At 34.6% G+C, this 24779-nt stretch carries 16 protein-coding genes; all 16 read left to right on the top strand.

Features of this window, described 5'->3' with window-relative positions:
- The first annotated feature begins 42 nt into the window (after positions 1–42).
- The 16 genes from OM075_RS19410 (at position 43) to uvrA (ending at position 24658) form a co-directional block, all read left to right on the top strand.
- Positions 43–627: an RNA polymerase sigma factor gene (locus OM075_RS19410; RefSeq protein WP_301192208.1), complete on the top strand. Its 585-nt coding sequence runs from the start codon at positions 43–45 to the stop codon at positions 625–627.
- 40 nt (positions 628–667) lie between these two features.
- Entirely contained in the window at positions 668–1033 is a 366-nt protein-coding gene (locus tag OM075_RS19405) for a hypothetical protein (protein WP_301192207.1), read from the top strand.
- 41 nt (positions 1034–1074) lie between these two features.
- Complete coding sequence (locus OM075_RS19400) at positions 1075–1548, top strand: Spy/CpxP family protein refolding chaperone (RefSeq protein ID WP_301192206.1); 474 nt, start codon at positions 1075–1077, stop codon at positions 1546–1548.
- Between the two features lie 160 nt (positions 1549–1708).
- Positions 1709–2281: a Spy/CpxP family protein refolding chaperone gene (locus OM075_RS19395; RefSeq protein ID WP_301192205.1), complete on the top strand. Its 573-nt coding sequence runs from the start codon at positions 1709–1711 to the stop codon at positions 2279–2281.
- A gap of 208 nt (positions 2282–2489) precedes the next feature.
- Positions 2490–3383 carry an ABC transporter ATP-binding protein gene (locus OM075_RS19390; protein ID WP_301192204.1) on the top strand — a complete coding sequence of 298 codons (894 nt, stop codon included), beginning with the start codon at positions 2490–2492 and terminating at the stop codon, positions 3381–3383.
- On the top strand, positions 3380–6736 hold the full coding sequence (locus tag OM075_RS19385) for a golvesin C-terminal-like domain-containing protein (protein WP_301192203.1): 3357 nt from the start codon (positions 3380–3382) through the stop codon (positions 6734–6736). Before OM075_RS19390 ends, OM075_RS19385 begins: the two co-directional genes overlap by 4 nt.
- Before the next feature lie 39 nt (positions 6737–6775).
- Positions 6776–8257, top strand: coding sequence for a TolC family protein (locus tag OM075_RS19380; protein ID WP_301192202.1), 1482 nt, complete (start codon positions 6776–6778; stop codon positions 8255–8257).
- A gap of 5 nt (positions 8258–8262) precedes the next feature.
- Entirely contained in the window at positions 8263–9318 is a 1056-nt protein-coding gene (locus OM075_RS19375) for an efflux RND transporter periplasmic adaptor subunit (RefSeq protein WP_301192201.1), read from the top strand.
- A 98-nt stretch (positions 9319–9416) separates the two neighbouring features.
- The gene (locus OM075_RS19370) at positions 9417–12503 is read left to right on the top strand and encodes an efflux RND transporter permease subunit (protein ID WP_301192200.1); all 3087 of its coding nucleotides are present in this window, start codon (positions 9417–9419) and stop codon (positions 12501–12503) included.
- Between the two features lie 35 nt (positions 12504–12538).
- Positions 12539–17260: an efflux RND transporter permease subunit gene (locus tag OM075_RS19365; protein WP_301192199.1), complete on the top strand. Its 4722-nt coding sequence runs from the start codon at positions 12539–12541 to the stop codon at positions 17258–17260.
- Positions 17261–17611: 351 nt separating this feature from the next.
- A complete protein-coding gene (locus OM075_RS19360; protein ID WP_301192198.1) occupies positions 17612–18304 on the top strand; it encodes a hypothetical protein in 693 nt (230 codons plus the stop codon).
- A gap of 67 nt (positions 18305–18371) precedes the next feature.
- Complete coding sequence (locus OM075_RS19355) at positions 18372–18932, top strand: pentapeptide repeat-containing protein (RefSeq protein ID WP_301192197.1); 561 nt, start codon at positions 18372–18374, stop codon at positions 18930–18932.
- Between the two features lie 589 nt (positions 18933–19521).
- Positions 19522–19860, top strand: coding sequence for an ArsR/SmtB family transcription factor (locus OM075_RS19350; protein ID WP_301192196.1), 339 nt, complete (start codon positions 19522–19524; stop codon positions 19858–19860).
- 128 nt (positions 19861–19988) lie between these two features.
- A complete protein-coding gene (locus OM075_RS19345; RefSeq protein ID WP_301192195.1) occupies positions 19989–20414 on the top strand; it encodes an arsenate reductase ArsC in 426 nt (141 codons plus the stop codon).
- A 6-nt stretch (positions 20415–20420) separates the two neighbouring features.
- Entirely contained in the window at positions 20421–21452 is a 1032-nt protein-coding gene (gene arsB / locus OM075_RS19340) for an ACR3 family arsenite efflux transporter (RefSeq protein WP_301192194.1), read from the top strand.
- 404 nt (positions 21453–21856) lie between these two features.
- A complete protein-coding gene (gene uvrA / locus OM075_RS19335) occupies positions 21857–24658 on the top strand; it encodes an excinuclease ABC subunit UvrA (RefSeq protein ID WP_301192193.1) in 2802 nt (933 codons plus the stop codon).
- The last annotated feature ends 121 nt before the right edge of the window (positions 24659–24779 follow it).

Genomic DNA, 24779 nt, shown 5'->3' with positions numbered 1-24779 from the left:
TGTTTGATTATCGTCTATCTTTACAATAACAATATTTTTTACGTGATTCAGTTAGAAGAAAAAATAGATATTGATAGCTTGTTAGAGGGAAATTATGCTGCATTTGAAAATGTTGTAAATACCTTTAAAAATAAGGTGGTTAATCTTTGCTATTCGTATGTTAATAACACAGATGACGCAGAAGATATTGCTCAGGAAACATTTATTGAGCTGTATAAAACTATAAAGAAGTTTAAAAAACAGTCTTCATTATCTACTTGGATATACAGAATTGCCTCAAATAAATCAATTGATTTTATTAGAAGTAAAAAGAGGGTTAAGCGCGGGCATGGAAAAATAAGCTACTTAGAAGATCATCAAAATATTCAAGAATGGGGAGTGCCAGGAAGTGAACAAGCAGATGAGAGAATAATTCAACAACAAAGAAAAGAGCTGCTTTATGATGCTCTGGAAAAATTATCGTCGAAACAGAAAGAAGCTTATGTGTTAACCCAAATAGAAGGGCTTGATCAAAAAACAACAGCAGATATTCTGGAAACTACTGTAAAAAGTGTTGAATCTTTGGTTATCAGGGCAAAAAAGAAGTTGAAGCAGATTTTAGAAAAAAGAATAAAAGAATTTTTATAACTTTTTGCGAAGGGAAAATAAATGGTTGACGTCTATAATAATGAGAATAAGAAAAAAGGAAGGAGATAATATGAAAAAAGATATTATAAATAATGAAATCAATCGTATTCTTCAAAGTGGAGCTCATACAGAAAAGATTGAAGCTAGTCCTTTTTTTACTACCCGTGTTATGGGTAAAATAGAACAGTTGGAAGATAAAAATGTGTTTAGTTTTTCAGCATATATTCTAAAGCCAGCATTTATTTTACTGTTGTTGGTTAATGTAGTGAATTTCTATTTTTTCGGTAACAGAGAATCTCAGGATACTACTGAAAGTACCGATATAGAATTGGTTGCTACGGATTATGTGTATGCATCAAATGATTTTATATTAAATGAAGATTTAATATCACATAGCGTAGAATAAAAGAGGTGTTTCTTTTAAATGTTGAAAATAAAATTTAGCAGATGGATAAAAAATATTATCATATTATAATAGTTCTTTTAATCGTTTTAAATGTTTTTTCATGGCGTTTATGGTGGGAAAAACCTCCTATGCCACCAATGCATGATAAGGAAGAAATAGAAAATGATAAGCGAAAAAACGATGGCGCAAATCGTTTATATGAGGAGCTGGATTTGTCGGAAGATCAAAAAAAGCAATTTGAGACTTTAAGAAAGGAGTATTTTGATAAAGTATTTAAGATCAACAAAGAATTAGATGATATCAGAAGGCATTTGTCAAATGAAGAACAAGATATTAATGATTCTTTATTTGAAGAAATGGGAACAAGAAAGACCCTTCTGGAAAAAGAAACTTTTATGCACTTTAAAAGCCTTAGAGAAGTTTGTGACGAAGAACAAAAGGCAAAGTTTGATACCGTGCAAAAAAGAATGATGAACCGCTTTAATAGATGGTCGCACAGAAGAAGAGATCGATAGGATCTGTTATTGCTCTTGGCTGAGAATACAACAACAACAAAATGTAAGTACTTAAAAATTAATATAATTAAAAGCTGCAGGTTTTTAAAATGAGAAAGTTACATCTAATTGTTATTAGAATGTACAACAACAATAGGTAGAATATTTAAAGAAGGTAGAAATGAGAAAAGCAAATTATTTGAAAAAGATGGTATTGTTCACCGTAATAATGGTGTCATTATCAGCAACAGCATGGTGTCAAATGCCAGAAAGAAATAGAATGGCTGAAATAGAGGGAGATAGACATCATCAAGGGTTGAACTTAACTGAAGATCAGAAAGATCAGATGAAGACATTTAGGGTTGAGTTTTTAAAAGAACTTACCCCACTAAAAAATGAAGTAAAAATAAAAAATGCCCAGCTTCAGGCAGCGTCAGTTGGCAATGATATTAATGAAAAACAAGTATATAAATTAATAGAAGAGATAGGTGGTTTGAAAACTCAGATTGCAAAAAAACACTTTGATCATAAACAAAAGGTTAGGAATATCTTAACTGAAGAACAAAAGGTTTTATTTGATGCTAAACCTCAAGGTAAAGGATTGAAAGGCCGACAACAAGGAATGGATGCGGGAAGAGAAATGATGAATCAGAGCTTGCATAAAGGGAATAGAGGAAAGCATTTCAAGAGCTGTATGCAAGAAGGAGAAAGAAAGCATTTTGATGATGATGCTGAAAAACAAATTATAGAATAATATTAAAATATATGCGCGTGAATATACCTGTCTTATAATAAAGATGGGTTTTCATCGTTTATTATGTTGAATTAATAGGTTGTTTTATAATTTAATATTATTTTTAGACGGATTATAGGCAACTATAATTTTGTCTTTTCTTTTCTATCTACCTTCTTGAATAAATAATTAGAGAATCAATTATTTAATATATAAATCTTTAATAAAATTGGACATTGCTATTCAAAACCTTAATAAGGTTTATAAAAACAAACATCAGGCATTAAACAATGTCTCCCTAACTATAAACTCAGGGATGTTTGGTTTGCTTGGGCCTAATGGTGCCGGTAAATCAACTCTAATGAAGATATTAGTTACTTTATTGGAACCAACAAACGGATCGATTAAAGTAAATGGAATGGAGCTAGCCAACAATCGCCAGCAAGTCAGAGCAATGATGGGCTATTTACCGCAGGATTTCAGGTTTTTTGCTAAACTTAAAACGTATGAGTTTCTGGATTATGCAGCCTCTCTTGCAGGTATAAGTAGTCGGAGACAAAGAAGAAATGAAGTAGAAAGATTACTTGAGGATGTTGGATTGTTTGAGGTGCGTAATCGTTATGCAGGCAAACTTTCCGGGGGTATGAAGCGACGACTTGGAATTGCCCAGGCCATTGTTGGAGATCCGAAAATTGTTATAGTTGATGAGCCTACAACAGGGTTGGATCCGGAAGAACGGATTCGTTTTAGAAATATATTAGCCGACTTAAGTCAGAAAGACGTTATTATAATATTGTCCACGCATATTGTTGGAGATATTTCAAGTACATGTAATCAAATGGCTCTTTTAAATGAGGGGCAAATACAATTTACAGGTAGTCCTAATGATTTTCTTAAATTATCAGATGGTAAAGTCTGGAAAACCCAGGTTAGTTTTGATGATTTAGAAGATATTAAGCAAAGGTATCCGGTAATTACAACAATTCCGGGGGCTAACGGATATGAGGTAGAATTGATTTCACCATCTGAGAATGGTTTTAGTGGAGAAATAATCCAGCCAAACCTGGAGCATGCTTATGTTTATTTTATGGAGTATGAATCTCAAAAGTTTAATCAGCAATGAGCCAGAACAATCCTATTTTTACTGTTGCTAAATTTGAAGTAAAAACCTTACTAAGAAGTTGGTTTTTTAGAATTTTCTCAGCTATCATATTACTTGTTATTCTGTTTTTTAATATTGTAGCTGCTACTGAAGTAGGTCAATCTGGTTGGCCTAACAGAATGCTTTCCGGCGGATTGCCATACATGAATTTGTTTATCCTTAATATTGTTCAGTCTATTATTGCTGTTTTTCTTTCCTCGGATTTTCTGAGTAGGGATAAAAAATTAGATACAACAGAGGTAATCTATGTTAGAAACATGTCTAATTTTCAATATGTAATCGGAAAAACGCTGGGAATATTATATGTGTTTGGAGGATTAAATTTATTGGTGCTCTTCTTTAGTTTTATCATAAATTATATAAGTCCCGATGCGGGTTTTAGTCTGATTACATATGCAATTTACCCGTTAATCATCTCTTTACCCACGTTGATATTTATATTGGGATTTTCATTTTTAATCATGCAATTCATCAAAAATCAGGCTATTACATTTATTCTGGTTCTGGGTTATATTGCTTTTGAGTTATTTTATCTGCAGGAAAATAATTTTGGCGTCTGGGATTTTCTGGGAATGTATACACCAATGGCCTATTCATCATATGTTGGTTTAGGTAATCTTAGTCAGTTGATATTATTAAGAGGAGGCTATTTTATATTAGGGCTTAGCTTTATATTTTTTACAGTGTATAAACTACCTCGTTTATCTCAAACAAGAGTGGGTAAAAAAGTAGTTTTGATACCCGCATTTCTATTTTTAATTATTGCATTAGGAGGATTTGGTTATCGGATAATATCCCAAAACAAGGTAGAAAAGAATATTACCGCTTTAAAGGAATTAGTTAAGGAGTTACCCATAAAAGCCGGATATGAAGTTATTGATTATAATATAGAGCTAACTCACAATGGAACGAATCTGCAGGGCTTACAGAAATTAACGGTTTGTAAAAGCAGTGGGTTTTATAATTGGCCAAAAGAGTTGAAATTTTACTTCAATAATGGATTGAATATTACCAACCTCACTATCAACGGGAATAAAACAGATATATTGAGGCGGTTAAATGTAATAATACTTAGTGCTAAAGACATTAAAAATGATACCATTACAATTCAGTATAATTTTGAAGGAACACCCAAAGACGATTTAGCATATTTTGATATTGATCAGGAAAAGAGAGCATCTCTGAATCGATTTGATCCTTTAATAGCAGCCAAGAATTATTTATTTGTTTCAGATGACTATTTATTACTTACAAAAGAGAGTTTTTGGTATCCGGTTGTGGCAGAGCGGAATGCCTTTAGAGTGAACAGCTTTTTTACAAGTACCATAAAAGTAAAAACTAAAGCAAACTTTGATTATCTGACTCAGGGAGAATCCACTGAAGATAACGGCTGGAAAGTATTTAAAGGAGATTCTAAATATGCTAAATTAAGTATTATAGGAGGCAATTTTGCTACAAAAAGTATTGATGTTGATTCCATAAAATTTGGTATCTGTATAAAGGAAGAAAATGCTTTTTTTGAAAAGTACTTTGAAAATCTAACAGATACTTTACCTTCTTTAATTGATAATTTAAAGAAGGATTATGAACGAAATTTAGGCCTAAGTTATCCATACAAACGATTAACTTTTGTAGAGGTTCCTGTTCATTTTAAAAGCTATTTCAGAGGTTGGTCATTGACCAATGAAAATACACAGCCGGAAATGGTTTTAGTACCTGAAGCCGGCACTGGAATTTATCAGTTTAACCTGGCAAATTCAGCCAAAAGAGAGAAGGATAGAGCTAAAAGAGACAACAAAGAGCTGCTTCCAAAAGAACTGGAAACAAATTTGTTTGTAAATCTTGTTGGAAGCACTTTTAGTCAGCCAGTTAATGGTGGCGGATTCTTTGGGTTCAGGAACGACGTAGGGCGATCTATGAATAGTTGGAGCCCCTATTCGCTGTTTCCTTTGTTCTATAATTACTCCTATGCAGTTGATGAAGATGATTTGCCATTTTTAAACATGTGTTTGGAGTCTTATATGGTTTCCAGAATCAATAGTTCGTTTAATAGATTTGGAGATATGTCGGGAAATGACAAGTCCATTTTATTCTTAAAAAAGAACAAAAAGAAGTTAAACGAATTAGCTGATGAAGAAAACCTGATGGTGAGTATTGGTGATTTAATGTTAAGCATTGGAAATAGAAAATTTGCCCAGGCTCAGCAAAAGGTCGGTGTTGATCATTTTGGAGTTTTTATTGATAGCTTGTTAAGTAAAAACAGAGGTGAGGTAATACCAGAACAGGACATCAGTAAAGTTGTAGAAAAGGAAAATGATGATATTGAAGGTAAAGACCTGGCATTGCCAGCTTTCATTTTTGGAAATACAGATGTTTATGAATTTACCAATGAAGATCGAAAGAGCTATTTTATAAGTGTTGAAGTAGCCAATAATGGTAAGTCTGATGGATTAATCAAAGCTTCTGTATTTGGCGGAGGAAGAGGCAACAGAGGCAGAGGGCCTGGTGGAGTACCTCCTGGACCACCAATGGGTGGACAAATGTCAGCTTCTTTTGAAGATCTGTATTTAATTCCGCAAGGAGCTAATGTAAAGATTGGAATTATCTTAAATAATGCTCCTCGAATGATGTCGTTACATACCTATTTATCAGAGAATGTTCCCTCGGATATTAGAATTCAGTTGGCAGACTTTACTCAGGCTCCTGCAGGATTAGAAACATTCTCGGGTGTTGAACCATTGAATCATACCGTAAAACCATATCGGGATAATGAGATTGTGGTAGATAATGAAGATGAAGGGTTTAGTGTTATAAATACGAAAGGTAGAAAGACTTTAAGGGAGTTTATTCTTGAATGGAATGAAGAAAATGTGGATGAGAGTGAGTTTGAGTATAAAGTCATGTACCCATGGAACCCGGCAGATAGATGGACGCCTGTTTTAAATAGTTCATACTTTGGTAAGTATACGAAGTCATTTGTATATAAGGAGTCTGGTGATGGAAATGCCAAAGCTAAGTTTGTTGCTCAACTACCAGAAAGCGGACGATATAATGTGTATGCTATGATTCCTTCCAGAAGAATGGGGTCATTTGGCCGGAGAGGAAGAAATAATACAGATAATAGCAGTCAGGTCTATACGGTTTACCATGATGATGGCGTAGAAGACATTGAAGTGCCTATTGATAATGATTCTGAAGAGTGGGCGCTATTGGGCGAGTTTTATTTTTCAGATGGTGAGGCTGTCGTTGAATTATCTGACAAAAGTGAAAGAAGAGTAGTTATAGCTGATGCTATTAAATGGGTGAAATTATAAAATCAAATAAAAAATAAATTCCAAATATCCTTTAACGTAATGTTTATTAAAAATTTAAGATTATTACTATTACTTTCTTTTGTGCCCCTGAGTACATATGTAAATAGTCAGCAGGTTTTATCATTGCAACAAGCACTGGAAACTGCATTTACATCCAGTCCCAGAATGAAAGAAGTAAGATTATCACTAGAACAGAGTGAGCAAAATTTAAAAGCTTCAAGGGCTGCTTTAAAATCAAATTTCAGTTTGAATTTTACGCCATTGGAATATTCCAAAACAAGAGAATTTAACAGCCAGCTATCGCAGTGGTATACAGTTGAAGATTATACCAGTTTAGGTAATCTTAGTATTGCACAGCCTATTTTGTTAACTGACGGTCAAATCTCGTTAAATAATACCTTTAGTTATGTAGAAAATACCAGTACCAGTAGCATGGGTACATCTGGTTTTGATGGTTTTACCAATAGCTTGAGTTTACGATTGGATCAACCATTATTTACTTATAACAGAACCAAACAGGAGTTAAAATCATTGGAGCTGGCTTATGAAAATGCTTCACTGAATTATGCATTGCAATTACTAAGTGTTGAAAACACAGTAACACAGGCCTTTTACAGGGTTTATCAATCTCAAATGCAATATCATGTAGCCAGGGAAGAATACGAAAATCGTATTAAAAGTCACGAAATCATTAAAAATAAAGTAGAAGGTGGACTTGTGGCCAGGGAGGAATTGTATCAGTCAGAATTGGATTTATTATCCAGTAAATCATCCATGCAAAATGCAGAGGTGACATTTGAAAATAATAAGGACAATTTTAAGCAGATGCTTGGAATTTCGTTGGATGATGAAATTATGGTATTGGCTGATATTTCTGTTTTTCCGGTGGATATTGATTTAAAAACAGCTATCGATAATGGCCTAAAAAGCAGAATGGAAATACGTCAAAGGGAAATTGATATTGAAGAAGGTCAGTTTGCTTTAATCAGAACCAATGCAGAGAATGAATTTAAGGGAGAATTAAGTGTTTCACTTGGTTTATTTGGACAAAATGAAGACTTATCTAATGTATTTCAAGACCAAACCAACAGCCAGGGAATATCTTTTGGATTAACCGTACCATTATGGGACTGGGGCGAAAAGAAAGCAAAGTTAAAGGCTGCCAAAGCAAGTCTGGAAATGAGTCAGAATAATTACGATGATGAAATTATTGATATCAGACTGAATATTCGCCAGGTATACAGAAGTTTAAATAACCTTTTGATACAAATTGAGATTTCAAGAAAAACAGTTGAAAATGCTGAACTAACTTATGAAATCAACTTAGAGAAATATCAGAATGGTGATTTAACCAGTATGGATTTGAATCTGGTTCAAAATCAGCTGACTCAGAGTAAAAATGACTTAACTAATGCAATTATCGATTATAAATTAGAGTTATTGAATATGAAGATTCAATCAATGTATGACTTTGAGAAAGATGAATCTGTAACTCCACAATTAAGCCCAAATAAAAAATAATACCCATGAAATATAAAAATCTAATATTAGCCAGCATAAGCATTTTGCTTTTTTCTTGTAACAATCAAAATCAGCGATTTAATGTTGATGTTGAAGTACCTGTATCTGTTCAGGAAATAGAGAAAGACAACATACAAGAGGTTTTTACTGCTACAGGAACCATTCAGTCAGAGTATGCTGTTACCATTCAATCTGAAGCACAAGGGGATTACTATCTGCAAATTAATCCCAGAACAGGAAAGAAATATAAAATGGGTGATGTAGTGAAGCAAGGCGAGTTAATTATATCCATTAAAAATCTGGAGTACGAAAATGATGTAAATATTGAAGGAGCAAAAATTGATTTGGATATTTCAAAAATGGAATATGAAAAACAAGTTGCCTTATATGAAAAAGGTGGTGCAACCATGCGCGAAAAGGTAAATGCGCATAAAACTTTGGTTACCGCAGAAAAAACTTATCAAAATGCAGAGTTAAATCTTGCTAAATTATCTGTAAAAGCTTCATTTGATGGTGTAATTACTGATTTACCCTATTATTCTCAAGGAGTTAAAATTAATCAGGGCGAAGATGTTCTTCAGGTTATGAGCTATCAGGAAATGATTATGGACCTGATGTTACCAGAAAGCCAAATTGGTAAAGTATCCTTAAACCAGGAAGCTTTAATAACAAACTATTCATTACCTGAAGATACGCTGAAAGGATATTTAAGAGAAATTTCTCCGGCTATTGATGAAGAATCCAGAACCTTTAAAGGACGTGTATATATTAAAAATGCAGATATGAAATTACGTCCGGGTATGTTTGTTAAGGCAGATGTTATTGTGGATCGTAAGGATAGTGTTATTGTTATTCCAAAAGATGCCATATTGGTAAGAGATAATGGTAAAGCGGTGTTTATTGCGCGAGGAGAAGAGGCTCAGGAAAGAATGATCACAACTGGAATGGAAAATGAGGGCAGGATAGAAGTTGTTGAAGGTCTCAATGAAGAAGAACGATTGATTATTAAAGGGTTTGAAACATTGAAGCACAGATCAAAAATTAAAATTCTGAATAAATAATATTTACCTCAGAATAATCAGAATAGAATAACATAGATGTTCTTTCAGGTGCCCATGTTGTATGAGGCACTTCAATAAAAGAAATAAATATTAAACCTATGAAAAAACTCGCACAGTTTTCAGTCAGCTATCCGGTTACTGTTGCAATGATTATACTAGGGATTGTTTTATTGGGAATTATATCCTTTTCTCGTTTAGGAACAGATTTATTTCCAGACCTAAACAATCCTAAAATTGTGGTGGAAATAGAATCGGGAGAAAGACCTCCTGAGGAAATGGAAAAACAATTTGTAGAAAATATAGAAAATACCATCATCCGACAAAGTGGTGTGGTGAATGTTAGTTCTGTAAGTAAGGTGGGTACTGCACAAATAGATGTGGAGTATAACTGGGATCAGGACATGGATGAAGCGTTTCTGGATATTCAAAAGGCACTGACCAGTTATAGTCAGAATGAAGATGTTGAAGCGTTAAATATCTTCAGAAATGACCCCAATGCTGCACCTATTATGCTTGCTGCTGTTTCCAATCCATCCATTAATGATATGGATGATTTAAGAAAAATAGCTGAGAATTATATTCGAAATGAACTGATTAGATTAGATGGTATTGCTGATGTTCGCTTATCAGGAGACGAAACCAAAGAGATCATTATAGAAACCAATCCTTATGTTCTCGAATCGCATAATATTTCATCCAGTTCAATCATCAATAAGATTGAGAGTTACAATCAAAATGTTTCTGGAGGTTCAATTGAAGAACTGGGACAAAAATATACGATTAAAGGTGTAAGTATTTACAAGTCGACTGATGATCTTGGTAAGTTGGTTGTTGGAACCACAATTCAAACAGACGAGGAAGGAAAAAGTGTGGAAGTGCCTCTTTTATTAAAGGATGTGGCCTCAATTACTTATAAAAATGAAGATCCTACAAATATTGTAAGATTAAACGGTAAAAGGTGTATTGGTTTATCTATTTATAAAGAGACCAAATTTAATACAGTAGCTGCCATTGAAACCCTAAATGAAGGCTTTGAAAAGATTCATAAAGCGTTGCCCGGATATGAGTTTACCGTAATTAAAAATCAGGGCAAATTTATTGATGATGCCATAAATGAAGTAGAAGATAGTGCTATTATAGGTATTATTTTCGCAGTTATTATATTGTTTGTTTTCTTGCGCAGAGTGGGCACTACTTTTATTGTAAGTGTTTCTATTCCTATTTCAATTATTGCCACTTTTAATCTGATGTATTTCAATGGACTTACATTGAATATCATGACTTTAGGCGGGCTGGCCCTTGGTGCCGGTATGTTGGTGGATAATGCCATTATTGTTGTAGAGAACATATTTAGTTTGCTGGAACAAGGTGTTGGAATTAGGAAGGCTTCCGTTGAAGGAACTGCAAAAGTGGGTGGTGCTTTGGTGGCATCCACTTTAACTACAATAGTTGTATTCTTGCCTATTGTATATCTGCACGGAGCTTCAGGCGAGTTATTTAAAGATCAGGCATGGACTGTAGCTTTTTCTTTATTGTCATCTTTGTTTGTGGCCATTTTAATTATTCCTGTTTTAAGTGTATTTATTCTGGGTAAAAAAGCAGAAGCAGTAATACCTAAAGAAAGATCATACCCTAAATACAATCGATTTTTAATCAAAGCTCTGGATAAGAGGTTTTTGGTGATTGGATTATCTGTAATATTGGTGGTGGCATCCTACTATTCTATTTCATTAATAGGAAGTGAATTTATGCCTGCTGCCCAAACCAAAGAGTTTTCAATTGAAGTAAGCTTACCTTCCGGAACAAGTCTGGAGCGTACATCATCAACGCTTCAAAACATGGAAGAAATGATTCAGGCATCGTTAGGTGAACATATTGAAAATATCTATGCACACGCTGGTCCGGAATCGTCTTCAGGGAGTTCTGAAAAAAGTGTTTTCGATGGTGAAAATACTGGGTATATCAAATTGATTTTAAACGAAGAAACCACCTTGTCAACCAATGAGTTTATTCCTGTTCTTAATCAAATGTTTGATGGGATTGCAAATCTGGAATTGGAGTATATTCAGGATGAAACAGCGCTACAGGAAATATTGGGTAGTGAATCAGCGCCTGTAATGATTGAAGTAAGTGGTGAAGATCTGGATGAATTGGATCAATTAACCGATCAGGTGTATGCTATTTTAAAGGATGATGCTCAACTGTATAATATAAAGAGTTCTTTTGAAACCGGAGTTCCGGAAGTTAATATTGAAATAGACAGATACAGGGCCGGACTTTTTAATATAGATGCGTCTTCCATTATTAATCAGCTAAAAGAGTTTTTAATGGGAAAAGATGCAGGCAGTATTGAAAGCGATGGTGAGTTAACGGATATTACCCTTAAAATGCCTGATTATCCATTGAAAGACCTAAAAAACTTTATCATTCAGAATGGTGAATCAGAGTATCGTTTGGGGGAATTGGCTAAAATTTCTATTGGCAATTCACCTAAGGAAGTAATTCGTGACAACCAAAACAGAGTAGGTAGAATTACAGCTCATATTCAGGGTGATATTGCGATTGATAAACTTACAAAAGATATTGAGAACAAATTGTCGCAAATCTCTTTTCCTCAGGGATATAAATATCAGATTAAGGGGGATGAATTAAAACGTAAAGAATCTTTTGGTAGCTTAAGTTTTGCTTTAATTCTTTCTATTGTGCTGGTTTATATGGTAATGGCTTCACAATTTGAATCTTTATTACATCCATTTACCATTCTTTTAACCATTCCTTTAGCTGGAGTTGGTGCTATTGCAGCCTTTTTAATACTTGGTAAATCACTAAATATTATGGCTTATATTGGATTAGTAATGTTAGCCGGTATTGCTGTAAATGACTCCATTATTCTGGTGGATGCCATAAACCAGTTGAAACGAGAGGGTGTCAAGTTAAGAGAAGCTATTATTAAAGCTACGAATTCAAGGGTACGACCTATTTTAATGACGAGTTTAACTACTATTCTGGGATTACTTCCTCTGACTATAGGTTTTGGTGAAAGTGCTGCAATCAGATCGTCCATGGCCATTGCGGTTATCGGAGGGTTAATTACCTCAACGCTTTTAACGCTGGTGGTTATACCTTGTCTGTATTACATATTTGAAGAGGTTTTGAACAGAAAGAAAGTCAGGGAAGATCAATAACTAATTCTTGACAATAAATTTCTTATCACAAAATTATGGATTTTATAATCAAACGAAAAGTTTTAATCAGTATGTTGTTTGTGGCACTTACCCTATTGGGTGTGGTGTCATATAAGAACCTATCTGTCGAATTATATCCGGATACGGAGTTACCTATGCTTTTTGTTCAAATAGCGGGTCAAACCGAGTCCGACCCTAAATATGTGGAACAGGAGGCCATCATTCCAATGGAAGGCGTTGTGGGTACATTGGAAGGAATTGAGAAGGTGGAGTCAAGAGTTGGTCCGGGAAGAGGAACAATTATTATTTATCTGACTAAAGATGTTGATTTTAAGTATGCTTATTTAAAGTTGGCTGAGAAGGTTCAGGCCTCGCAAAGTTTATTGCCGGATAATTATGTGGCTACAGTGCTTAAAATGGATTTGAATGAGTTTACCAATCAGTTCATGAGCATTCAGGTTTTAGGCACAGGTGGCGTTGACAGGGTGAGGGCTATTACAGATGAAAAAATTGTAGATAAACTGGAAAATATTGACGGTGTTGCAGGTGTTGAAGTTTATGGAGGTAGAGAGAAGAGTGTAGAGATTGAATTAAATGAAGACCGCATAGAAGCTTTAGGTTTAACAGTATCTCAAATCCGATCAAAAATTTTGAGCAATACAGGGTCTAAAACCTTTGCAGGAAGAGTGGTAGATCAAGGGCAGTATTTGTTTGTAAATGTTGATGGGGAGTATAATACCATACGTGATATTGAGAATGTTGTTATTTCAAATGAAGGACCACTTTTATTAAAGGATATTGCTCAGATTAATTTTGGCTATAAGGATGTAACCAGTTACAGTAGAGTGAATTCAAAAGAATCAGTAACACTTACTGTAACGCGCGAAGCATCAGTTAATCAGATTAATCTGTCTGCAAAAATAAAGGAACAGATAGAGACATTGAATCAGCAGTTAGCTCCGGAGGGAGTAGAGGTTGCCATTACTTCAAACAGTGCTGATACCATGGAGGAAAATATAGATCAGATTATTGATTTAGCCTTGATTGGAAGTATTTTGGCTGTTTTTATTCTGTGGATCTTTTTAAAGAACATACCATTGGTTTCTTTGGTGATGTTATCTATTCCGATTTCGGTATTCTCTGCATTTAATCTGTTTTATGCTTTTGATATATCAATTAATACGCTGACTCTTATTGGGATAGCATTGGCTGTGGGTATGCTCATTGATAACAGTATTGTCGTTATGGAGAATATTTATCGGGTTGCCACCATGGAGGACGATAAGGATAAGGCCGTTATAATGGGGACAAAAGAAGTTTGGCGGGCCATTCTTGCAGCAACACTGACCACAATAACCGTATTCTTACCATTTGTTTTTTCATCAAATGCTATGTTTAAATTGGTGGCTAAAAACATTAGTGTTTCGATTGTCGGAACATTAATTGTGTCGCTGGTTGTAGCCTTGCTATTAATACCAATGATGACCCATGCAGTACTTTCGTACAGGAAAAAGAATGTGCAGTTACGCTTACAGCGATTACCTTTGCATAATCGTTTAATACAAGCCTATCTTGTACTATTGAAAAATGCATTGCGTCTACCTGCAAGAACTATAAATACAGCCGTATTTGGTTTCTTTCTTACTATTTTAATCAGTCTGGTGGTGAGTTATTCGGTCAATAAAGAAGTTGAAACACCGGAGTTTGTAATTAATATTGAGCGTCCATCCGGATCTACCTTGGAAGGAACAGATTTTATAGTTCAGGAATTTGAAAAAAGACTGGAAAATATTGCTGAGAAAGATAAGTTGGTGAGTCAGGTTTATGAAGAAAAAGCAAGTCTGACCGTTCAGTTAAAAGAAGATTACAAGAAAGACTCAAATCGTTCTTTAGGAGAAATTAAAGCTGAGATTCAAAGCAAACTTTACGGATTTGAAGACTCTGAAATTGTTTTGGAACAAGGGAGTACAGGACAATCCGGAGGTGGAGGAGGTGGCGCCGGTTTTGGTGCCAATCCTGGTATGAACTTAATGGGAATGTTTGGTATTGGTCAGCAGAACGAATCTGTGGTGATTAAAGGTGAGAACTTCGATAAGATGTTGTTGCTTGCTGAAGACATCAAATATATTCTTGAAGACAATATTGAGGATTTAAATTATGTAAGAGTAAGTGCCAGTTCTGCTCGTCCGGAAGTGCATTTGGAATTTAATCCAGGGTTGATGAGTATGTATGGTGTTACACCACAAAATGTACTTTCCGAATTAAGTGTATTTCAAAATGAAGTGAGTTCAGGAGGTGTATTGAAAATTGACAATGACGAATACGATATTGTTATAAAAACCAATACTCCAGAGAAGGACGAAGAAGAGAATACCGCTAAGACTTATGACGATTTAAAGGAATTGAATGTTCAATCCAATACCGGGAATCTGGTTGCTTTAAATGATTTTTCTGATATTATTTATGCGTCAGGACGAAGTGAGATTTTAAGGGTAAATCAGCAAAAGGAAATCACCATTACCTATGCTTTTAGCGAAGATGTAAATGATTCAAAAGACCTTTTAGAACAGGCCCGAAGTGATGTTGATGATTTGGTTGCAGCGGTTAATCTGCCTGCAGGTACAGCCATTGAGGTAATTCATGAAGAAGACCAGTTTGAAGAGTTTAAATTCTTAATAGGAACTGCGTTTCTGTTGATTTTAATGATTCTGGCTTCTGTTTTTGAGTCTTTTGTAACACCATTTGTCATGTTGTTTTCCATTCCTCTGGCTGCCATTGGCTCGTTTCTGGGATTAATATTTACAGGTAATTCCTTGTTTAATATGAATTCGTTAATTGGATTTTTAATACTGCTGGGAATTGTTGTCAATAATGGAATTATACTAATTGATTACTCCAATATACTCCGGAAACAGGGAATGCGGCATTCAAGGGCCTTGCTACAAGCAGGAATTTCACGTGTACGTCCGATATTAATTACGGCATCAACAACTATTATTGCCATGCTTCCTTTGGCTTTGGGAAAATCGGAATATGTTGGCAGTCTGGGTGCTCCATTTGCTATTACAGTAGTGGGAGGTTTATTGGTGAGTACATTATTAACGCTGGTTTTTATTCCAACGTTTAGCTTTGGATTAGAGAATGCATTAAAATGGATCAGGAGTTTAAACTGGATCTACAAAATCATTATATATACACTTTGGGCTTTGGGAATAGTATTGATACAAGTCGTATTTGATCATTCTCTGGTTTGGAAATTGGTGGAATATTTTGGATTTATAGTAGGAATTCCGGCTATCATGTACTTTGTATTATATAGTTTAAGAAGAGCCAGTGCCTCATTGATCAGTGAGGATGAGAAGATTACCATTAAACTGCAAAATGTAGTTAAAGTTTACGATAGAGATAATCGTTTTATCAGGGAATGGAAGATGGCTAAGGAATATGGCCTGAGAGAACGAGGACTAAAGACCTCTAAAAGTTATTTTGAAGGACTGATATGGCAAATCCCATTGTTTGGTTTTCTGATTTGGATGAATTGGTTTTATCTGGAATCAGGTTTGTGGGCATTTGTGTATCTGTTTGTTGGTTATTTTTCTTTGCTGTCATATATTGCTTATTTGCGGAGCTGGCCTGGATTGAATACTTTTTTTACCAGACTTTTTGCAAAGAGAGGTATTCTTGAAAAAATAGTGTTATGGTTTTATCCCGTGTTAGTTATGGGGTTATTTGCCTATAAGTTTGATAGTTTGGCTACCTCAATCGTGTTAGGAGGTATATGGTATTTAGGTTTATTTATCTATAACACAGGAAACAGACTGCTTTCTGAAAATATCAATGTGGAAAGATTGAAAGGTCGCTTTGCAGGAATACGCAGAAGCTGGTATTTAATGGTACGTTCTATTCCGGTTATTGGTAGCCGTAAACAGCCTTTTAAAGCTGTAAAAGGACTTTCGTTAACCATGCACAGTGGTATGATTGGATTATTAGGGCCCAACGGAGCCGGAAAAACAACAATCATGCGTATCATCTGCGGAATACTGGATCAAAGCTACGGGAAGATCTTTGTTAATGGGTATGATACCAATAAATACAGGGAAGAACTTCAGGGATTAATAGGTTATTTGCCACAGGAGTTTGGTTCTTACGATAATATGACATCATTTGAGTTTCTGGATTATATGGCTTTGCTTAAAGGTTTAAAAAATACAGAAGAACGATATCAACGTGTTGAGTATGTGCTTAAGGCTGTGCATATGTGGGAGAAAAAGGATAAAGAAATCGGTTCTTTTTCCGGAGGTATGAAGCAACGTATTGGTATTGCACAAATCATGTTGCATCTACCCCGAATTTTAGTGGTAGATGAACCGACAGCAGGTCTGGATCCCAGAGAAAGAATTAGATTCAGGAATTTATTGGTTGAATTAAGCCGCGATAGAATTGTTATTTTTTCAACGCATATTATTGAAGATATTTCAAGTTCCTGTAATCAGGTGGCAGTAATGCGAAAGGGTGAGTTAAAATATTGGGGAGAGCCAAAGGAGTTATCGAAAGTAACGCAAGGTAAGGTTTGGGTTTTTGATGTGCCGGCTAGTGATTTTAAAAGGATTAATAAGGAATATCAGGTTGTACACCATATTGGTCGTGGTGATATGATTACCGTAAGAGTATTATCACAGGAACAACCGGTTCCTGAAGCACAATCCGTGTCATCAAGTCTTGAGGACTCTTATTTATGGTTATTGCGCAATAATTAGATAATGATCTTTTTAAATTGTGAATTAAGAGTTGAAAAAAGATATTATATAGTAATACCGTCAAGTTTCAGCAATGACCTTGTCTGGTGAGTATAAAAACAAGATTATTTTAACGTAAAATTGCGTATTGTTTGAGTGACTGACGTAGGAAGGAGCGAGTTTTTAGCGATTTAGGTAAAATAATCGTAGTTTTTATAACGAGGCAGGCGCAGTCTTGATCTTCTTTGCCTACTTTCTTATATCAAGATAAGAAAGTAGGTCAGGGTTTTATGGATGACATCCCTAAGTGGAAAGGGTGATTACATAAGTGTTTTTACCCCTTGATTGAAATTAATGATTAAATAGACAAAAATGAATAATACAATTCGTCTGGTAAAATATAATCTGAAAATAATATTTGGTAATAAGTTTATCTATTTTTTAGGCGCATCCGTGCTTTTTTATTTACTGATTACCACCATTGCCATATTTTCAGATAGCACCATTGAATTAAGTAGTGCTTATTATCAACTGATATTTCCGGGTATATTACTGGTCTTTTTCCCTACCACTTTTGGTATTCAAAATGATGAAGATGCCCGGATATTGGAAATACTGTTTGGCATACCTAATTATCGATATAAGGTTTGGTTAATGCGATTGCTTATTATCTTTATTATGGTGTATGTAATGATGGTAATCTTTTCCTTTTTAAACAGTTATATTCTGGTTGAATTACCCGTTTTTAGGTTAAGTTTTCACCTTATTTTTGTGATTATATTCTTTGGAACGCTTGGTTTTTTATTCAGTACTCTGGTAAAAAATGGCAATGGTTCTGCAGTGCTAATGGTTATTGTAGGTTTGGTATTTTGGTTTTTGCATTTATCCTTAGGCACCTCAAAATGGAATATCTTTTTAAATCCTTTTGATTTACCGGATGGTGTTAGTGAAATGATCTACAGTAACATTATTTTTCAAAATAAATTGATCTTTCTATCAGCCTCAATTGTAGCTATTTTATGGGGACTCATAAATCTACAGAAACGAGAACGCTTTATTAAGTAGGATATAGGCAAACGAAAATGTATTTTAGCAGCTTTAAAGCTATTGTCTACGATAACTAAAATAGAATATGTCTGAATATATTGTTTCTGAGAATTTTATTGATAAAACCGAATTGGTTAAAGGTGAATATGAGGATTGTATTTTTAAGAACTGCGATTTTTCAGAATACAATCTGAGTTTATTCATCTTTACCGATTGTGAATTTGTTAATTGTAACCTGTCAAATGCGGCTTTAAGTGATACCGCATTTAGAGATGTTAAGTTCGTTAATTGCAAATTATTAGGCGTTCAGTTTAGCGATTGTAACAATTTTTCTCTTGCATTTTCTTTTACCGATTGTATATTGGATTATAGTTCCTTTTATCAATTAAAGATTAAAAAAACGGTATTTACAAAATGCAGACTTATTCAAACTGATTTTGTAGAAACTGATTTATCCGGGGCTGTATTTCAGGAATGTGATCTTTCTGGAGCTGTGTTTGAAAGAAGTAATCTGGAACATGCAAAAATGTCTACAGCATATAATTTTGCCATTGATCCGGAATCTAACAACATCAATAAAACCGTGTTTTCGAAGCATAATGTGATGGGCTTATTGTGTAAATACAATATTAAGATTGAAGACTAACTTAGTTCATAATATACTTTAGTTCTCTTTTCTAGATAATAACATCTTACCTCAATTAGATTTCTATTAAATTTAATCATTAGTGTCCGACTAAAATATTATTCATCAGATTTCCATTACTTATGTCTCAAGCCGACGGGCTTTTCATTTTTTTCTATAAGATTATTGCTCCATGCGGCATAGTTCAAGTAAACTTAACTCTGCTCTTATTTATCGCAATAATTGCCTACAGCTGCAAAAACGGAAACAAAAAAAGCCGCCGCTGACATGAAAAAGCTAAAAATCATCGCACTTCGCTAAAAGAAAAGAACTCGCTAAGGCTCAAACAGCTTTTCTTTTTTTAACGCTACGTTTAATGATTTTATTAACGCTTTTACATGAAGGCGGTTTAATTACCCATACATATCGCTTAATTATAAAATCTTCTCGTCTTCATATCAATAATGAACCCTTTTTAAAATTAGTCGGTCATTAATGAAATTTAATATTAAATTAACGTATGTATACGTCGCTTTTGATTTGTAGTGACGTATATTTGCGTCAGAATAAACAGAAGTGGATTTAGGACTTTTGTTTAAAGATAAAATATATGGTAAAAGCAAAGTCAGATTTATTTAGTGAAGAATTGATTATTAGTGCTGAACTGTTCAAAGCTTTGTCTCATCCTGCACGCCTAAAAATATTACAATATTTAGCCAGTCAGGAGACATGTATCACCGGAGATATTTCCGAAGAGTTGCCTTTAAGTAGAACAACAGTAAATCAGCATATTAAGGAATTGAAGGAGGTTGGGTTAATTAAAGGAACTATTGATGGTGTTAAAACCAAATATTGTTTGAATCCATGCAAAATTGAAGAGTTAAATACAATATTTCAGGTGTTTTATAAAACTCTGGATACCAATTGTAAATCAGTTAAATGTGAGTAATTAATAAATTTAATACATATGGAATGAGCCAAGAGAATGGTGAGATCGACGAAGTCAAAGTTTTTCTCACACATTAGAATGACAAAATTGGCGAATTGCATATGGCAAATAAAAGCAAAATTAGACATATGAAAATTTTAGTATTGTGTACGGGTAATAGTTGCAGAAGTCAGATGGCTCATGGTTTTTTACAATCATTTGACGAAAATATTACTGTATGTTCAGCAGGAACAGAAGCTTCAGGTAAATTGAACCAGAATGCTGTAAAAGCAATGGCCGAAGCTGGTATTGATATTAGTGGTCATACTTCAGATTCTGTTCAAAAATATTTAAATGAGGAGTGGGATTTTGTAATTACAGTTTGTGGTGGTGCCAATGAATCTTGTCCAGCATTTACAGGAAATGTTAAGAATAGATTACACATTGGATTTGATGATCCTTCTCATGCAACAGGTACTGACGAATTTATTTGGAGTGAATTTATTCGTGTTCGCGACGAAATTAAAGAAGGCTTCTATAAATTCTATACAGAAGAAGTTAAACCTCAGTTGTAATAAAACATGGAGCAGGAAGTAAAGAGAATAGGCTTTTTTGAAAAGTATCTTTCTTTATGGGTTATCATTTGTATTGCCGCAGGTATTGTAATTGGTAATTATTTAGGTGGTGCAGTTCAGGCTGTTAGTAACCTGGAATTGTTTAATGTAAATATTCCGGTAGCAATTCTTGTTTGGTTTATGATTTACCCGATGATGCTTCAAATTGATTTTTCAAGCATTAAAAATGTAGGCAAGAAACCTAAGGGATTGGTTCTTACATTGATCATTAACTGGTTGATTAAGCCTTTTACCATGGCCTTTTTTGCCTGGATATTTTTTACCAAAATATATGCTGCATTTATTACGCCGGAGCTTGCCGGTGAATATATTGCCGGTGCTATTTTATTAGGTGCAGCACCTTGTACTGCAATGGTATTTGTGTGGAGTTATCTTACAGATGGAGATCCCAATTATACTTTGGTGCAAGTATCTGTAAATGACCTGATCATATTAGTGGCATTCATTCCTATTGTAGGATTGTTATTAGGAATAACAAATGTTCAGGTACCATACGAAACCCTGGTAACAAGTGTGGTTGTATTTGTGGTAATTCCTTTGTTAGCTGGCTATATTACTAACAAATTATTAATTAAAAATAAAGGCGAAGAATGGTTTAAAACAGTATTCTTACCAAAGTTTAAACCTGTTTCAATAGTTGCATTATTGCTGACTTTGATACTGCTTTTTGCTTTTCAGGGATTTACCATCACCAATAATCCTTTTATTATATTACTGGTTGCTATCCCTTTAATCATTCAAACTTATTTTATCTTTTTCATAGCCTGGTTTGGAGGAAGAAAATTAAAACTGCCTCATGCCGTTTGCTCTCCGGCAGCTATGATTGGAGCTAGTAACTTCTTTGAATTAGCTGTTGCTGTGGCTATAGCCTTGTTTGGCTTACAGAGTCCTGCAGCACTTGTAACAGTGGTGGGCGTTTTGGTTGAAGTACCTGTAATGTTATCATTGGTAAAATTAGCTAACAAATGGAAATATTAGTCTGGTGGAGATTAGATTTCAAGAAACAATAATTGTCCAAAATTTTTGTCTTAACTGGCGTTTCACCCAGACCCGACTTCCTTTTTTAGCTTGATCCAAGAAAGGAAGGAAAAAAGATCAAGGCTGCACCCACTTCTCTCAAAAAACTACGGTTATTTGATTGAAATCGTTTAAACTCACTACGTTCAAACAAAAACGATTTTTAACCATCAATTTAACCTTGTTTTTTGGTTCATTGGCTGAGGCCAATATAGAACCTACTAAAGAGTAGAGATCTTTTTCTATTTTAAGACAGATGTGTTAAGAAACAATAATAAGTAAGCCTTGTTTATATAATTCATGATATATAAACAAGGCTTTTTTTTAGCTATTTAATATATTTGTCACCTTAATTGATTTGCTATATGGCTGAAAATTCTGCATTAAAAAATATACAAATAAAAGGGGCAAGAGTTCATAATTTGAAAGGTGTTGATCTTGAGTTGCCCAGAAATAAATTTATCGTAATTACAGGAGTTTCAGGTTCCGGAAAATCATCATTAGCATTTGATACGCTTTATGCTGAAGGACAACGTAGATATGTAGAGAGTCTGAGTTCTTATGCGCGACAGTTCCTTGGTAGAATTGATAAACCAGATGTTGATTTTATTAAAGGTATTCCGCCTGCAATTGCCATTGAGCAAAAGGTTAATACCCGAAACCCAAGATCAACGGTTGGAACTTCAACAGAGATTTATGATTATCTGAAATTACTATTTGCAAGAGTAGGAAAAACACTTTCTCCGGTATCTGGTAATGAAGTAAAACGTCATTATGTTTCTGATGTGGTGAATCATATTACTCAATATGATGATAATACCAAATTGGTAATTCTGTCAGATATTATTGTGCCAGAGGACAGAAGCTGTAAAGCTCATTTAGAAGTGTTGTTGAAGCAGGGATTTGTAAGGGTTGAGCACGAAGATCAGTTTTTAAAGATTGAAGATCTGATCAAAGATGACAATACCGAACTGGATTGTTCATTATATAGTCTGGTTATTGACAGGGCAACAGCTTCAAAAGAAGAAGACAATTTATCGCGACTGGCTGACTCTATTGAAACGGCATTTTTTGAAGGAAAAGGGGAGTGTCTGGTTAAAATATATGCTAAGGATGCGGCGGAAACTCATCGTTTTTCAAATAAGTTTGAATTAGATGGAATTCAGTTTGAAGAGCCAACAGAACACACTTTCACCTTTAACAACCCTGTGGGAGCATGTTCAAAATGTGAAGGCTTTGGTAGTGTTATAGGTATTGATGAAGACCTGGTTATACCAAACAAAACGCTATCTGTATTTGAAGATGCTGTGGCCTGCTGGAAAGGTGAAAAAATGGGTGAGTATAAGAAACAATTGATTTCATCGGCTCATCAGTTTAATTTTCCTGTTCACAGACCTTATTATGAACTAACAGATGAAGAAAGAGACCTGTTGTGGAAAGGTAACGAGTATTTTTATGGTATCGATACCTTTTTTAAGCATGTAGAAGAGCAGCAATATAAAATTCAATACAGGGTAATGCTATCCCGTTACAGGGGTAAAACAGTTTGCCCGGATTGTAGAGGAACCCGATTAAAAAAAGAGGCTTCCTGGGTTAAAGTGGGAGGCAAAAGTATTTCGGATTTGGTGTTAATGCCTATTACGGAATTGATGCCATTTTTCGATGATTTAAAATTGGATGAGCACGATGAACAGGTTGCAAAGCGAATACTACGAGAGATTACAACCAGATTACGTTTTCTGTATGAAGTTGGTTTGGGATATCTTACCTTAAATCGTTTATCATCAACATTATCAGGAGGAGAAAGTCAGCGTATTAACCTGGCCACATCATTGGGAAGTACATTGGTGGGATCATTATATATTTTGGATGAACCAAGTATTGGATTGCATTCCAGAGATACGGATTTGCTGATTAAAGTCTTAAAACAATTGCAGGCGTTGGGTAATACGGTGGTTGTGGTAGAGCATGACGAAGATATTATGCGGGCTGCAGATGAAATTGTAGATATAGGTCCCGGAGCAGGTAGATTAGGAGGAGAAATTGTTTTTAAAGGCAAGTTGGAGAAAAAAGCTAAAGCAAAGGATAGTTTAACTTATCAGTATTTGTTTGGCAATGAAAAAATAGACGTTCCCGGATCGCGCAGAAACTGGAACAATTATATTGAAGTTTTAGGAGCCAGAGAAAATAATTTAAAGGCCATCAGTGTAAAGGTGCCTTTAAATGTAATGAATGTAATTACCGGAGTTAGCGGATCGGGTAAATCTACACTTATAAAATCCATTTTTTACCCTGCAATAAAAAAGCGTTTGGGTGGATATGCTGATAAAACAGGAGCTTTTGATTTATTAAAAGGTGATGTGGAGCAAATTACAGAAGTTGAGTTTGTAGATCAAAATCCGATTGGTAAATCATCCCGTTCAAATCCGGCAACATACCTTAAGGCTTATGATGAGATCAGGAAATTGATGTCAGAACAGCAAGCCTCTAAAATAAATGGTTATAAGGCTTCACACTTTTCATTTAATATTGATGGTGGTAGATGTGAAGAGTGCCAGGGTGAAGGTACAATAAAAATAGAAATGCAGTTTATGGCTGATATTGTACTCACTTGCGAGAGTTGTAATGGCAAAAGGTTTAAAGAAGAGATTCTTGATGTAAAATATCGCGAAAAGAATATTCATGATATACTTGAAATGACCATTGAACAAGCCATTGAATTCTTTGGAGAAGATGATAAATCTGGAGCTAAACGTATTGTCAATAAATTAAAACCATTGGCCGATGTAGGTCTGGGTTATGTAAAAATGGGGCAGTCGTCGAGTACTTTATCAGGAGGGGAGAGTCAGCGTGTTAAATTGGCTTCCTTTTTAGCCAAGGAGAAAGCAGAACCAACCTTGTTTATCTTTGATGAACCAACAACCGGATTGCATTTTAATGACATTAAAAAGCTATTAAAAGCATTTGATGCATTGATTGAAAAAGGACATTCCTTAGTCATCATTGAGCATAATATGGACGTGATTAAATCAGCAGACTGGGTGATTGATTTAGGCCCTGAAGGAGGAGATAAAGGCGGTTATGTTATTTTTGAAGGAAAACCAGAAGATTTGCTGAACGTAGAACAATCATATACAGGTAAGTATTTAAAACCATATTTACAATAAAATATTCACTAGTGTCCGACTAAATTATGGATATGTAAGTATAACTCTGTCTGATTGATTTAGATTATTCAAATTAAATTATCTTTTTTCTTAAAACCAATTCTCAAAAGCTTTATTGAGA

The organism is Plebeiibacterium sediminum (genome assembly GCF_026013605.1).
Lineage (GTDB): Bacteria > Bacteroidota > Bacteroidia > Bacteroidales > Marinilabiliaceae > Saccharicrinis > Saccharicrinis sediminus.
The sequence above is the reverse complement of the archived record's forward strand: the minus strand, read 5'-3'. Positions and strand labels throughout refer to the sequence as shown.

What these genes read in the sequence shown, in the direction of transcription:
- OM075_RS19405 (WP_301192207.1), top strand. Translation starts at nt 668, where the DNA reads ATGAGAATAAGAAAAAAGGAAGGAGATAATATGAAAAAAGATATTATA.
- OM075_RS19400 (WP_301192206.1), top strand. Translation starts at nt 1,075, where the DNA reads ATGGATAAAAAATATTATCATATTATAATAGTTCTTTTAATCGTTTTA.
- OM075_RS19395 (WP_301192205.1), top strand. Translation starts at nt 1,709, where the DNA reads ATGAGAAAAGCAAATTATTTGAAAAAGATGGTATTGTTCACCGTAATA.
- OM075_RS19385 (WP_301192203.1), top strand. Translation starts at nt 3,380, where the DNA reads ATGAGCCAGAACAATCCTATTTTTACTGTTGCTAAATTTGAAGTAAAA.
- OM075_RS19380 (WP_301192202.1), top strand. Translation starts at nt 6,776, where the DNA reads ATGTTTATTAAAAATTTAAGATTATTACTATTACTTTCTTTTGTGCCC.
- OM075_RS19375 (WP_301192201.1), top strand. Translation starts at nt 8,263, where the DNA reads ATGAAATATAAAAATCTAATATTAGCCAGCATAAGCATTTTGCTTTTT.
- OM075_RS19370 (WP_301192200.1), top strand. Translation starts at nt 9,417, where the DNA reads ATGAAAAAACTCGCACAGTTTTCAGTCAGCTATCCGGTTACTGTTGCA.
- OM075_RS19365 (WP_301192199.1), top strand. Translation starts at nt 12,539, where the DNA reads ATGGATTTTATAATCAAACGAAAAGTTTTAATCAGTATGTTGTTTGTG.
- OM075_RS19360 (WP_301192198.1), top strand. Translation starts at nt 17,612, where the DNA reads ATGAATAATACAATTCGTCTGGTAAAATATAATCTGAAAATAATATTT.
- OM075_RS19355 (WP_301192197.1), top strand. Translation starts at nt 18,372, where the DNA reads ATGTCTGAATATATTGTTTCTGAGAATTTTATTGATAAAACCGAATTG.
- OM075_RS19350 (WP_301192196.1), top strand. Translation starts at nt 19,522, where the DNA reads ATGGTAAAAGCAAAGTCAGATTTATTTAGTGAAGAATTGATTATTAGT.
- OM075_RS19345 (WP_301192195.1), top strand. Translation starts at nt 19,989, where the DNA reads ATGAAAATTTTAGTATTGTGTACGGGTAATAGTTGCAGAAGTCAGATG.
- arsB (WP_301192194.1), top strand. Translation starts at nt 20,421, where the DNA reads ATGGAGCAGGAAGTAAAGAGAATAGGCTTTTTTGAAAAGTATCTTTCT.
- uvrA (WP_301192193.1), top strand. Translation starts at nt 21,857, where the DNA reads ATGGCTGAAAATTCTGCATTAAAAAATATACAAATAAAAGGGGCAAGA.